12 protein-coding genes and 1 riboswitch are annotated in these 12,194 nt (G+C 73.3%); of the genes, 10 read left to right on the forward strand and 2 right to left on the reverse strand.

What is annotated here, in order from left to right:
* A riboswitch (FMN riboswitch) is annotated at window positions 1–131 on the forward strand.
* 156 nt (window positions 132–287) lie between these two features.
* The 10 genes from ribD (at window position 288) to I5Q34_RS22030 (ending at window position 8,935) form a co-directional block, all read left to right on the forward strand.
* Window positions 288–1,400, forward strand: coding sequence for a bifunctional diaminohydroxyphosphoribosylaminopyrimidine deaminase/5-amino-6-(5-phosphoribosylamino)uracil reductase RibD (ribD, locus tag I5Q34_RS21985; RefSeq protein ID WP_277965388.1), 1,113 nt, complete (start codon window positions 288–290; stop codon window positions 1,398–1,400).
* A 3-nt stretch (window positions 1,401–1,403) separates the two neighbouring features.
* Window positions 1,404–2,015, forward strand: a complete 612-nt coding sequence (locus I5Q34_RS21990; RefSeq protein ID WP_199894015.1) for a riboflavin synthase — start codon at window positions 1,404–1,406, stop codon at window positions 2,013–2,015.
* Window positions 2,012–2,680, forward strand: a complete 669-nt coding sequence (locus I5Q34_RS21995; RefSeq protein WP_199894016.1) for a nicotinamide mononucleotide transporter family protein — start codon at window positions 2,012–2,014, stop codon at window positions 2,678–2,680. Before I5Q34_RS21990 ends, I5Q34_RS21995 begins: the two co-directional genes overlap by 4 nt.
* Before the next feature lie 41 nt (window positions 2,681–2,721).
* A complete protein-coding gene (locus tag I5Q34_RS22000) occupies window positions 2,722–4,002 on the forward strand; it encodes a bifunctional 3,4-dihydroxy-2-butanone-4-phosphate synthase/GTP cyclohydrolase II (RefSeq protein WP_199894017.1) in 1,281 nt (426 codons plus the stop codon).
* A gap of 52 nt (window positions 4,003–4,054) precedes the next feature.
* A complete protein-coding gene (ribH, locus tag I5Q34_RS22005) occupies window positions 4,055–4,540 on the forward strand; it encodes a 6,7-dimethyl-8-ribityllumazine synthase (RefSeq protein WP_199894018.1) in 486 nt (161 codons plus the stop codon).
* Between the two features lie 33 nt (window positions 4,541–4,573).
* Window positions 4,574–4,843 carry a phosphoribosyl-ATP diphosphatase gene (locus I5Q34_RS22010; protein ID WP_049718447.1) on the forward strand — a complete coding sequence of 90 codons (270 nt, stop codon included), beginning with the start codon at window positions 4,574–4,576 and terminating at the stop codon, window positions 4,841–4,843.
* Between the two features lie 55 nt (window positions 4,844–4,898).
* On the forward strand, window positions 4,899–5,747 hold the full coding sequence (hisG, locus tag I5Q34_RS22015; protein WP_199894019.1) for an ATP phosphoribosyltransferase: 849 nt from the start codon (window positions 4,899–4,901) through the stop codon (window positions 5,745–5,747).
* Window positions 5,748–5,762: 15 nt separating this feature from the next.
* Window positions 5,763–6,227, forward strand: coding sequence for a PH domain-containing protein (locus tag I5Q34_RS22020; RefSeq protein WP_199894313.1), 465 nt, complete (start codon window positions 5,763–5,765; stop codon window positions 6,225–6,227).
* A gap of 201 nt (window positions 6,228–6,428) precedes the next feature.
* The gene (locus I5Q34_RS22025) at window positions 6,429–7,790 is read left to right on the forward strand and encodes a hemolysin family protein (RefSeq protein WP_199894314.1); all 1,362 of its coding nucleotides are present in this window, start codon (window positions 6,429–6,431) and stop codon (window positions 7,788–7,790) included.
* The gene (locus I5Q34_RS22030) at window positions 7,787–8,935 is read left to right on the forward strand and encodes a hemolysin family protein (protein WP_199894020.1); all 1,149 of its coding nucleotides are present in this window, start codon (window positions 7,787–7,789) and stop codon (window positions 8,933–8,935) included. Before I5Q34_RS22025 ends, I5Q34_RS22030 begins: the two co-directional genes overlap by 4 nt.
* Before the next feature lie 154 nt (window positions 8,936–9,089).
* Here the strand turns inward: I5Q34_RS22030 and I5Q34_RS22035 are convergent, their stop codons facing one another.
* Together I5Q34_RS22035 and I5Q34_RS22040 are read right to left on the reverse strand one after the other, a co-directional pair.
* Window positions 9,090–10,952, reverse strand: a complete 1,863-nt coding sequence (locus tag I5Q34_RS22035; RefSeq protein ID WP_199894021.1) for an AAA family ATPase — start codon at window positions 10,950–10,952, stop codon at window positions 9,090–9,092.
* Window positions 10,953–11,457: 505 nt separating this feature from the next.
* Window positions 11,458–12,060, reverse strand: coding sequence for a uridine kinase (locus I5Q34_RS22040; protein ID WP_199894022.1), 603 nt, complete (start codon window positions 12,058–12,060; stop codon window positions 11,458–11,460).
* Window positions 12,061–12,194 lie beyond the last annotated feature (134 nt).

Genomic DNA, 12,194 nt, shown 5'->3' on the forward strand with positions numbered 1-12,194 from the left:
CAGCGCACTCCGGGGTCGGTGAAAGTCCGAACCGGCGGTTACAGTCCGCGACCCGCCCGCAGCCAGCGGCCGGTTGACCAGGTGAAATTCCTGGACCGACGGTTAAAGTCCGGATGGGAGGCAGTGCGCGGCGGGCAGGCACCGGCATCCCGCCGTGGCCGTGCGGAGGCTCCCCTCGAAGGGGCGCTTTCGTGACGGGCCAGGAGGATCCGCCAGCGTTCGTCCCGCTTTTCGTCGTCCCCTGACGACCGCCCCGGAGTCCACGCCCAAGAGGCAGGAGGACCCCGGTGGCCACCGCGACCGAAGCAGACGCGATGCGACGCGCCGTAGCGCTCGCCGCGCGCGCCCTCGGTTCCACGAGCCCCAATCCCGTCGTCGGCTGCGTCCTGCTCGACGCCGCCGGCCGCGTCGTCGGCGAGGGCTGGCACCGGCGCGCCGGAGCGGCGCACGCCGAGATCGAGGCGCTCCACGCGGCGGCCGCGGCCGGCCACGACGTCCGGGGCGGCACCGCCGTCGTCACGCTGGAGCCCTGCAACCACACCGGCCGCACCGGCCCCTGTGCCCAGGCGCTGATCGCCGCGGGCCTTGCCCGCGTCGTCTACGCCGTGGCCGATCCCAACCCCGCCGCCGGCGGCGGCGCGGCCACCCTCGCGGCGGCCGGGGTGGACACCGAAGGCGGACTCCTCGCCGACGAGGCCGCGGGCGGGAACGCCGCCTGGCTCACCTCCGTCCTGCGCGGCCGCCCCTTCGTCCTGTGGAAGTACGCCGCCACCCTCGACGGCCGCAGCGCCGCCGCCGACGGCACCAGCCGCTGGATCACCTCCGCCGAGTCCCGCGCCGACGTCCACCGGCTGCGCGCCGAGGCCGACGCCGTCGTCGTCGGCTCCGGCACCCTGCGCGCCGACGACCCGCACCTGGCCGTCCGTGGCCGGGACGGGGCCACCCAGCCGCTGCGCGTCGTCATGGACACCCACGCCACCGTCCGCCCGACCGCCCGCGTCCTCGACGACGCGGCCCCGACCCTGATCGCCGTCGGCGACGGGGCCGGCACCGGGCACCTGCGGCCCGGCACCGATATCGCCCGGCTGCCCGCCGGCCCCTCCGGCATCGACGTCACCGCCCTGCTCGCCGAGTTGCACGGCCGCGGCGTGCGCTCCGTCCTGCTGGAGGGCGGCCCCCGGCTGGCCGGCGCCTTCCTGGCGGCCGGCGCCGTGGACCGCGTCGTCGGCTACCTCGCCCCCGCCCTGCTCGGCGCCGGGCCGGCCGCCCTCGGCGACGCCGGCATCGGCACCATCGCGCAGGCGCTGCGCCTGGACGTCACCGACGTCGCCCGGCTCGGCCCCGACCTGCGCATCACCGCTGTGCCCAGCGCCCCCGCCACCGCCCCAGAGGAGAACTGAGAAGTGTTCACCGGAATCGTCGAAGAACTCGGTGAGGTCGTCGCCGTCGAACGCCGCGGCGACTCCGCGCGGTTGCGGCTGCGCGGGCCGCTGGTCACCGAGGACGCCGGGCACGGCGACTCGATCGCGGTCAACGGTGTGTGCCTGACCGTGGTCACCACCGCCGACGGCGAGTTCACCGCCGACGTCATGGCCGAGACCCTCGACCGCTCCAGCCTGGGCGCGCTCGTCCCCGGTTCGCGCGTCAACCTGGAGCGGCCCATGGCGCTGGGCGGGCGGCTCGGCGGACACCTCGTCCAGGGGCACGTGGACGGCACCGGCACCATCACCGGACGGGTGCCCGGCGAGCACTGGGAGACCGTGCGGATCTCGCTGCCGGACGGCCTCGCCCGCTACGTCGTGGACAAGGGCTCCATCACCGTCGACGGCATCAGCCTCACCGTCGTGGAGGCCGGCGACGACTGGTTCACCGTCAGCCTCATCCCCACCACGCTCGCCCTCACCACCCTGGGCATCAAGAAGACCGGCGACCCGGTCAACCTCGAGGTCGATGTCCTCGCCAAGTACACGGAGAGGCTGCTGGGGCACCGGGCCGGGACGGGGGAACGGGCATGAGCGCGCTGTCCTGGCTGGGCGACGAGGCGTTCACCGCCCTCGGCCAGCACGTCATCTGGTCCGACATGATCGGCAACACCATCGGCATGGGGGCGCTCGCCCTCGGCTGGCGGCGCTCCATCTGGACCTGGCCCGCCCAGTTCCTCGCCGGCGTCATCCTCGTCACCGCCTACGCCACCGCGCACCTGGGCGGCGGGGTGGGCAAGCAGCTCCTGGTCATCGGCGTCGCCCTGTGGGGCTGGCGGCAGTGGCAGCGGGGCCGGCGCGACAACGGGGGCGGCCACCTGACCGTACGCTTCGCCACCTGGCGCGAACGGGCCGTGCTGCTGGGCGGCACCGCCGTGGGCACGCTCGCCGTGGGCGCGCTCTTCACCGCCGTGCCCCAACTGTCGTGGAACCCCTGGCCGGACGCGTACATTTTCGTCGGCACCCTCGGCGCGATGGTCGCCCAGGCCCGCGGGCTCGTCGAGTTCTGGTTCGCCTGGCTGCTCGTGGACGCGGTCGGCATCCCGCTCGCCTTCTCCAGCGGCCTCGCCTTCGCCGGCCTGGTCTACGTCGTCTACCTCGTCATCGTCCTGTGGGGACTGCGCGACTGGTGGCTGCGCTCCCGCGCCGCCGACCGCGCCGCCCCGGCCCCCGAACGGGTCCTCTCCCGGGCCGCCTGAGGCCCCGGCACCTTCCCCACCGAGCACCAAGGAGTGACCGCATGACCGCCCCGCAGAGCCCGCTCCCGGCCGATGACCTGACCCTCGACCCGGTCGAGCGCGCCATCGCCGACATCGCGGCAGGCCGGCCCGTCATCGTGGTGGACGACGAGAGCCGGGAGAACGAGGGCGACCTCGTCGTCGCCGCCGAACTGGCCACCACCGAGATCGTCGCCTTCATGATGAGCCAGTGCCGCGGCCTGATCTGCATGCCGATGGAGGCCGAGGACATCGACCGCCTCGAACTGCCGCAGATGGTCGAGAAGAACACCGACACCATGCGCACCGCCTTCACCGTCACGGTCGACGCGGGCCCCGCGCACGGCGTCGGCACCGGCATCTCCGCCGCCGACCGCGCCACCACCATCCGGCTGCTGGCGTCCGCCGACAGCGAGCCCGGCGACTTCGTCCGCCCCGGCCACATCTTCCCGCTGCGGGCCAGGCCCGGCGGCGTCCTCACCCGCGCGGGACACACCGAGGCCGGCTGCGACCTCGCGCGGCTGGCCGGACTGCGCCCCGCCGCCGCGATCGTGGAGATCGCCGGGGAGGACGGCCGGATGCTGCGGCTGCCCGAACTGGTCCCGTTCGCCCGCAAGCACGGCCTGTCGATCATCTCCATCGAGGACCTGATCAGCTACCTGAAGTCCGCCGGGCCCACCGTCCGGCGGGAGGCCAGCACCCGGCTGCCCACCGCCTTCGGCGAGTTCACGGCGCACGGCTACCGCTCCGTCCGCGACGGCGTCGAGCACGTCGCCCTGGTCGCCGGGGACCTCGGCGACGGCGAGGACGTCCTGGTGCGCGTCCACTCCGAGTGCCTGACCGGTGACGTCTTCGGCTCGCTGCGCTGTGACTGCGGGCCCCAGCTGGAGGCGTCCCTGGAGCGGATCGCCGACGAGGGCCGCGGCGTGGTCGTCTACCTCCGCGGCCACGAGGGGCGCGGCATCGGGCTGCTGTCCAAACTGCGGGCCTACGAGCTCCAGGAGGCCGGCCACGACACGCTCGACGCCAACCTCGAACTCGGCCTCCCGGCGGACGCCCGCGACTACGCCGCCGGCGCGCAGATGCTCACCGACCTCGGCGTGAGCTCGGTACGGCTGATGACCAACAACCCCGACAAGACCATCGCCCTGGAGCAGCACGGCATCAAGATTTCCGGCCGGGAGCCGATGCCCGTGGCGGCGGGCGAGCACAATCTGCGGTACCTGCGGACCAAGCGGGACCGGATGGGACACGACCTGCCCTGGCTGGAGGACGGCCAGGTGTCCCCCTGCGGCAACCAGTGACCGGTTACCGGTAACCAGTGACCAGCCCGACATCGGCATCCCGAGGAGCAACGTGAGCGGCAAGGGCGCCCCCCAGCTGAGTGTGAAGAACTGTCAGAGCCTCCGGGTGGCCGTGGTCGCCGCCCAGTGGCACGAGAAGGTCATGGACGGCCTCGTCGACGGGGCCCTGCGCGCCCTGCACGAGCTCGGCATCGACGAGCCGACGCTGCTGCGCGTCCCCGGCAGCTGGGAGCTGCCGGTGGCCGCCAAGGTGCTCGCCGGGCGCGGCTACGACGCCGTCGTCGCCCTCGGCGTGGTCATCCGCGGCGGCACCCCCCACTTCGACTATGTGTGCCAGGGCGTCACCCAGGGCCTGACCCAGGTGTCCGCCGACACCGGGGTGCCCGTCGGCTTCGGCGTCCTCACCTGCGACGACGAGGCGCAGGCGCTGGACCGGGCCGGACTCGACGGTTCGTCCGAGGACAAGGGCCACGAGGCGGTCACCGCCGCCGTCGCCACGGCCGTCGTCCTGCGCTCCCTCTCCGAGCCCTGGCACTGAGCGGGGGAGCGGACACCGTAGGGTAGGACCACCATGGACAGGAAGACGTTCGAGGAGCTCTTCGCCGAGCTCCAGCAGAAGGCCACCGGCGACCCCGCCACCTCCCGCACCGCGGAACTGGTGGGCAAGGGGGTCCATGCCATCGGCAAGAAGGTCGTCGAGGAGGCGGCCGAGGTGTGGATGGCCGCCGAGTACGAGGGCGCCGACGCGACGGCCGAGGAGATCTCCCAGCTCCTCTACCACCTTCAGGTGATGATGATCGCCCGCGGCATCTCGCTCGACGACGTCTACTCCCATCTCTGATCCGCCCCAGGCCCCTCATCTCTCATCACTCCGACGTTCTAAGGAAACCGACCTCATGCTGCGCATCGCCGTCCCCAACAAGGGTTCTCTCTCCGAGCCTGCGTCGGAGATGCTCCATGAGGCCGGTTACCGGCAGCGCAAGGACCGCAGGGAACTGGTCCTCGTGGACTCCGCCAACGAGGTCGAGTTCTTCTTCCTGCGCCCCCGCGACATCGCCGTCTACGTCGGCTCCGGCAAGCTCGACATCGGCATCACCGGCCGCGACCTGCTGCTGGACTCCGGCTCCCGGGCCGAGGAGATCATGCAGCTCGGCTTCGCCGGCTCGACGTTCCGCTACGCCACCCGCCCGGGCACGGCCGAGGACGTCTCCGAGTTCGGCGGCATGACCATCGCCACCTCTTTCGCCGGCCTGGTCACCAAGCACCTGGCCGACCACGGCGTGGACGCCGACGTCGTCCACCTCGACGGCGCCGTCGAGACCGCCATCCAGCTCGGCGTCGCCCAGGTCATCGCCGACGTCGTCGAGACCGGCACCACCCTGCGCAACGCCGGGCTGGAGATCATCGGCGAGCCGATCCTGGAGTCCGAGGCCGTCGTCATCCGCCGCGCCGGCGCGCCGGCCGACGACCCCAAGGTCCAGCAGTTCCTCCGCCGCATGCAGGGCGTCCTGGTCGCCCGCCGCTACGTGATGATGGACTACGACATCCGCGTCGAGCACGTCGAGCGCGCCGTCGCGCTCACCCCCGGCCTGGAGTCGCCCACCGTCTCCCCGCTGCACCACGAGGGCTGGGTGGCTGTCCGCTCGATGGTCCCGGCCAAGGACGCCCAGCGGATCATGGACGAGCTCTATGAGCTGGGCGCCCGCGCCATCCTGACCACCGGCATCCACGCCTGCCGCCTCTGAGCCCGGAAGAGCCACATCACCGTGACCGGCACCGTCCCCGCGACGACCTCCCTCCCCGTCACCTTCCGCCCCACCCGCACCCGGGTGGTGCTGCTGGGCATCGGCTTCGCGCTCGTCGCCGTGCTCACGGTGATGTCGTTCCTGCTGACAGCGTTCACCGCGGGGGACCGCGCCACCTTCATCGGCACCGGGCTGCTGGGCCTGGGCGTCCTCGCCCTGCTCAGCCGCCCGAAGGTGGTCGCCACGCCGGAGGGCGTCACCGTGGTGAACCTCACCACCGTGCGGAGGCTGGCCTGGGCGGAGATCGTCCGGGTCAATCTCCGGCCCGGCGACTCCTGGGTCCACCTCGACCTCGCCGACGGAACGTCCCTGCCCGCCATGGGCATTCAGACCGGCATCGCCAAGGAGAAGGCCATCGCCGACGCGCGCGCCCTGAACGCGCTCGTCGCCGAGCACGGCACCGGACGGGTCACGACCTGAGGGCCGTCGGCCGCCCCCGACCCGGATTCCTTGATTACTCTGGTGCCACGGGCACATACCCGCCCCGCCCCGCACACCCGGCCGTGCCCATCGCACGGCCCGCGGGACACCTGCGAACCGAGGAGTGATCCCCTCCGGGATGGACGGACCGTCCTGTAGTACCTGCGCCGCTGCCCACCAGGGCGAGGCGGCGCGATGAGCATCACCGTTTCGCTGCTGCTCCTGGCGGCGGCACTGCTCCTGATCCTCGCCAACGGCTTCTTCGTCGCCGCCGAGTTCGGCCTGGTGACCGTCGGGAAGCCGGAGGCCGAGCGGGCCGCGGCGAGCGGCGACCCCCGCGCCCGGACCGTCGTGGCGGCCCTGCGCGAACTCTCCTTCCAGCTCTCCGGCACCCAACTGGGCATCACCATCACCTCCTTGGTGGTGGGCATGCTCGCCGAGCCGGCCCTCGGGCGGCTGCTCACCGGCCCCCTCGGGGCGACCGGGCTGCCGTCGGGCGTCGCGGCGGGCGCCGCCGTCGTGACCGGCATGCTGGCGGCCTCCGCCGTGCAGATGGTCATCGGCGAGCTCGTGCCCAAGAACTGGGCGGTCTCCCGGCCGTTGCAGGTCGCGCGCTTCGTCGCCCGCCCGCAGAGCCTCTTCTCCCACTTCTTCCGGCCGGTGATCACCCTGCTGAACGCGGTCGCCAACCGGCTCGTGAGGGCCATGGGCGTGGAGCCCGCCGAGGAGCTGGCCTCGGCCCGCACCCCCGGCGAACTCGTCTCGCTCGCCCGGCACTCGGCCCGCGCCGGCGCCCTGGAGCAGGACACCGCCGACCTGTTCGTCCGCACGCTCTCGCTGGGCGACCTCACCGCGCAGCAGGTGATGACCCCGCGGGTGAGGGTCAGCGCCCTGCAGGCGGGCGCCACCGCGCAGGACGTCCTCAACCTCACCCGCGCCACGGGCCTGTCGCGCTTCCCCGTCTACCGCGAGCGGCTGGACGAGGTCGTCGGCATGGTCCACCTCAAGGACGCGCTGGCCGTCCCGGGCGAGGAGCGGCTGCGCACCCCGGTGACCCGGATCGCCGTCGCCCCGATGCTCGTCCCGCAGAGCCTGCCCGTGCAGCCGCTGCTGGAGCAGCTGCGCAGCGAGCAGCCGATAGCCGTGGTCGTCGACGAGTACGGCGGCACGGCCGGGGTGGTCACCCTGGAGGACATCGTCGAGGAGCTCGTCGGCGAGGTCCGCGACGAGCACGACCACGCGGACGCCGCCCGCCCGGACCTCGTCCCGCTGCCCTGCGAGGACGGCCGCGCGGTCTGGGAGGCGGACGGCGGCTGCCGTGTCGACGCCCTGCGGCGCATCGGGCTCGGCGCGCCGGACGGGCCCTACGAGACCGTCGCCGGCCTCGTCGCGGACCTGCTGGGACGCATCCCCGTCCCCGGCGACCGGGCCGAACTGCCGGACGGCTGGCGGCTGTCGGTGCGCCGGGTGGGCCACCACCGGGCCGAACGGGTCCGCTTCACGCGGGTCGTTCCTGTGGGCGCTGCGAGTGCCGTGAGTGCTGTGGCGGGTGAGGCGCGATGAGCGTGCTGCAACTCCTCTTCGCCGTGCTGCTGGTGCTCGCCAACGGGTTCTTCGTGGGCGCCGAGTTCGCGCTCGTCTCCGTGCGGCGCAGCCAGATCGAACCGCGGGCCGCGGAGGGTTCCGGGCGGGCCCGGACCGTGCTGACCGGCCTGGAGAACCTGCCGCAGATGATGGCGGCCGCCCAGTTCGGCATCACCGTCTGCTCGCTGACGCTCGGCGCGGTCGCCGAACCGACCGTCGCCGAGCTGCTGGAGCCGGTCTTCCACGCGGCGGGGCTGCCCGCCGGGCTCATCCACCCGCTGGGCTACGTCATCGCGCTGGCCCTGGTGGTCTTCCTGCACCTGGTCATCGGCGAGATGGTGCCCAAGAACCTCGCCATGTCCGCCCCCGACCGGGCGGCCCTGTGGCTGGGCCCCGGCCTGGTCGCCTTCGCCCGGCTGTGCCGGCCGGTGACCCGGCTGCTGGGCGCCTGCGCGACAGGGGTGCTCCGGCTCTTCCGGGTCGAGCCCAAGGACGAGGTCGAGGCGGTGTTCACCAGTGAGCAGCTGACGCACCTGGTGGAGGACTCCCGCCAGGCGGGGCTGCTCGAACCGGCCGAGCAGGAGCGGCTGGAGGACGCGCTGGAGCTGGGCAGCCGGCCCGTCACGGACGTCCTGCTGGACCCGGCCTCGCTGGTGACGGTCACGACGTCGGTCACGCCGCGGGAGGTCGAGGAACTGACCGTGCGCACGGGGTACTCCCGCTTCCCGGTGTGCGCGCCGGGCGGCGGCGTCATGGGCTACGTGCACGTCAAGGACGTCCTCGACCTGGAGGACCGGGAGCGGCCCGTGCCGCAGCACGTCTGGCGGCGGGTCGAGACCCTCCGGGCCGAGCTGCCGCTCGACGACGCGCTGACGGTGATGCGGCGGGCCGCCGCGCATCTGGCGGCGGTCGCGGACGCGTCGGGGAAGGTGCTGGGGCTGGTGGCGCTGGAGGATGTGCTGGAGATGCTGGTGGGGGAGGTGCGGGATCCTTCCCATCGGGGAGTTGGGGTCGCGTCCGCGTCCGCGTCCGCGTCTTCGTCGGCGTCCGCGACCGCGTCTGCGTCGGCGGAGGCGGACGCGGTGGTGCCCGTGCCGCGTGACCGGGAGGTGGTCTCGGGGTAGTTTGCCCCCACCCCGCCCTTTCTCCCCCAGAGGGGGTGCCTCCGGTTTCTCGCGCGCTCCGCGCGGGGTGCAATGCGGCTTCGCCGCATTGTCCTCAAGCGCCGGACGGGCTGAAATTCAGCAACGGTGAAAGGGCGGGGCGGGGGCAAAACCCCTACCCGGGCCCCCGCCCGGACAGCACCTCGCCGTACGCCTGCATCAGGTCCGGCAGGCGGAGCGTCGCCAGATCGTCCCTGGACGGGGTGCCCGCGTACCCCGACAGCCGCAAGTCCCGGTACGCGCAGCTCTTCTCGTACAAGGTGCGCAGGAAGCGGCCGTTGCCCAGTTCGTCGATCCAGCCCTGGGCGACGACATGGGCGCTGATCGAGCGGAGTTCGTCCAGGGCCTCCTCGTCCCACGCGTCCCCGTTCTCGCCCGCCAGCACCTCGCCGATCGCCGTGAGTTCGGTCGGCCGGTAGCTGGGGAAGTCCACCCGGGTCGTGAAGCGGGAGCCCAGACCGGGGTTGGTGGCGAGGAGGCGGTCCATGCCCTCCGGGTAGCCGGCCAGGATCACCACCAGCCGGTCGCGGTTGTCCTCGGCGCGTTTGAGCAGCACCTGGAGCGCCTCGTCGCCGTACGCGTCGCCCTTGCTGTAGCCGGAGTTGGAGAGGCTGTACGCCTCGTCCACGAAGAGCACCCCGCCCAGCGCGGAATCGATCAGCTCGTTCGCCTTGACCGCGGTCTGGCCGAGGAACTCGCCGACCAGGTCCGCCCGCTGGGCCTCGACCAGGTGGTCCCCGCCGAGCAGCCCGAGGGCGTAGAAGACCCGGCCGAGGATCCGGGCCACCGTGGTCTTGCCGGTGCCGGAGGGGCCGGAGAAGACGAAGTGACGCTTGGGCGGCTGGACGGGCAGCCCCTGGCCCGCCCGCAGCCGGGCCATGCGCAACTGCGCCGACAGCGCCCGCACCTGGCGCTTGACCGGGTCCAGGCCGACCATCCGCTCCAGCTCGTCCAGGGCCTTCGCGAGGAGGGCCGGGTCCGAGGGGCCGGGCACGGGCGGTGCCGACGGCTGGGCGGGCACGCGGGCCTTCTCCCGCGGCCCGTCGGCCACCACGGGCGGCGGCGGAACGGGAGCGGCCGGGGCCGGACCCGTCCCGGTGAGGACGTCGGCCGTGCGCTCCTCCGGGTCCCCCGCGGCGCCGGTCGCCTCCCCGCCTTCCGGACCGCCGCCGGTCAGGGGCAGCGGACCGGTCATGTCCGTGTGGTCGTCCAGCCCGTCGCCGGCGGAGATGGCCGTCAGCCGGGCCGAGGTGTCCATGAACGTGGGGTCCACCCGGTGCACGGCGCGGTAGAGGGGGAGCGCCGCGGCGCTGCGCCCGGTGCCCTCGTGCGCCCGGGCCAGCCAGTAGCGCAGCTCCTTGCGCTGCGGCTGCTCGCTGCGGCAGCGCATCAGCGCGGTGGCGAGCAGCGGTTCGGCCTGTCCGTACATCTCCAGGCGCACCCGTGCCATGCCGCCGAACAGCCCGGCCTCGATGCCGAGCAGGGAGTCGTCGAGTAAGGGTTCGGTGTGCCGGACGAGCTGCTCCCAGTCCTTGACCAGGTAGGCGCGGCACGCGTGCAGGAAGCGGACCTGCGGGTCCGCGTCGACCGGCGGGCACTCGGCGAGCGCCCGGTCCAGCTCGGGCACGTGACGGCCGTCGAGCCAGTGGGAGGCGTGCGCGAGCAGCAGGTCGCGGCGCGTCTCCAGGACGGGCTGGACCCACCAGCCCAGCCAGTACCAGGAGTTGAGCGCGCGCCGGTGCCGGGAGCGCTGCTGGCCGAACCGCTCGCGGTGGCGGTACATGCGCAGCAGCGCGGTGGACGTCTCGGCGCGCAGCGCGTGCAGGCCGAGCCAGGCGTCGGCCATGCCGGGGTCGATGCGCACCGCCGTCCGGAACTCCTCCTCGGCCTGGGCGTAGGCGCCCATCGTGCAGGCGTCGACGCCGCGCAGCCAGGCGAGATCTGCCGGGGCGGGCGGGCCCTGTGTGCCGAAGTCCATCGCATCCCCCACGAACCCTGCCCCCGTGCGGTGCCGCCGGGCGGAATACCCGGCCGCTTCATTCGAACCACTGTTCTGTGGGCGGGAGTTGACCAGTGTTGCCGGCGCCCGCCGACGACGGATGCGCCGACTCGCATCGTACCTGCGCGATCGGCGTCGGCCGTAGGGTGCCGCAAGTCGTTCAGGTGGGCGGGGGAGGCGCCGGGCGGTCGGGGCGCGCTCCGCGATCCGATTACGGCGGGTGATGTGCGCCGGTCGGTACGGCGGGGGTGGAGAACGGGCAAAACGCCCGGAACGGTCGGTCGGAGGCAGTACGAAGCCCCCGGTCACGGGGGAACAACCGGGGGCTTCGTGTCCACAAGCGGCTTTGCCGGGCCGCTCATTCAGAACGTAAGACCTGTACGGCCCCGGGGTCAAGCCGCGTTGCGGGCGGGGGTGGGTATCGGACACACGTCGCCTTCCGGCGCCGCCGGATTCGGCTACGGAGCGTAGGGATGGGCGGGGTTCAGTCGGTCACGTGGGGTCCCGGCAGCCACTCGTACCCCATGTCTCCCTGGTACACCAGGAGTTCGGCGTACGGGCGCGTGGGATCCGCCGCGAAATGCGCGTGCTCCGCCCGCATCCACCCGTCCCAGAAATCGGCCTGCTCCGGACCGTCGCGGAGTTGACCCCTGTCCCAGGAGTCCTCGCGGGGCAACTCCATCCACAGGAGGCACGCGAGGTGGGGGCGCAGGGCGCGGCGGCCCGCGCCCACGCCTTCCAGCAGGACGACGGGGGCCGGGGGGAGTTCGCCTTCCTCGTCGAAGCGGCGGGTCACCCAGTCGTAGGTGCGGTAGTGGGCGGTCTCGCCGCGGGAGAGCGGGTCCAGGACCCAGCGCGTCAGGCGGTCCGTCCATTCGAACAGCTCGTCGTGGGTCGCGAGGTCGTCCAGGTGGAGGACGGGGGTGTCGTCGCCGAGGGCCTGGGCGAGGCGGGCGGCGAAGGTGGTCTTGCCGGAGCCGGCGTGGCCGTCGATGGCGATGAGGCGGGTGGGGCCGAGGGAGGGGGGGAGGGTGCGGAGTTTTTTGGCGAGGGGGGTGAGGGGGGTGACGGGGTTGCGGTCGTGCACGTGTCCACCCTACGGGTGGGGGGATTTGCCCCTGGCCCGCCCTTTCACCGTTTCTTCCGGGGCTCCGCCCCTCGGCCCGGCACCGCGCTCCGCGCGGTGAGCGGGGGCTGCGCCCCTTGCGCCCCCACCGGGGC

Source organism: Streptomyces sp. AV19 (assembly GCF_015999245.1).
Taxonomy (GTDB): domain Bacteria; phylum Actinomycetota; class Actinomycetes; order Streptomycetales; family Streptomycetaceae; genus Streptomyces.

Coding starts and splice junctions, on each gene's coding strand:
- I5Q34_RS21995 (WP_199894016.1), top strand. CDS start 2,012: ATGAGCGCGCTGTCCTGGCTGGGCGACGAGGCGTTCACCGCCCTCGGC.
- I5Q34_RS22000 (WP_199894017.1), top strand. CDS start 2,722: ATGACCGCCCCGCAGAGCCCGCTCCCGGCCGATGACCTGACCCTCGAC.
- I5Q34_RS22010 (WP_049718447.1), top strand. CDS start 4,574: ATGGACAGGAAGACGTTCGAGGAGCTCTTCGCCGAGCTCCAGCAGAAG.
- hisG (WP_199894019.1), top strand. CDS start 4,899: ATGCTGCGCATCGCCGTCCCCAACAAGGGTTCTCTCTCCGAGCCTGCG.
- I5Q34_RS22030 (WP_199894020.1), top strand. CDS start 7,787: ATGAGCGTGCTGCAACTCCTCTTCGCCGTGCTGCTGGTGCTCGCCAAC.
- I5Q34_RS22035 (WP_199894021.1), bottom strand. CDS start 10,952: ATGGACTTCGGCACACAGGGCCCGCCCGCCCCGGCAGATCTCGCCTGG.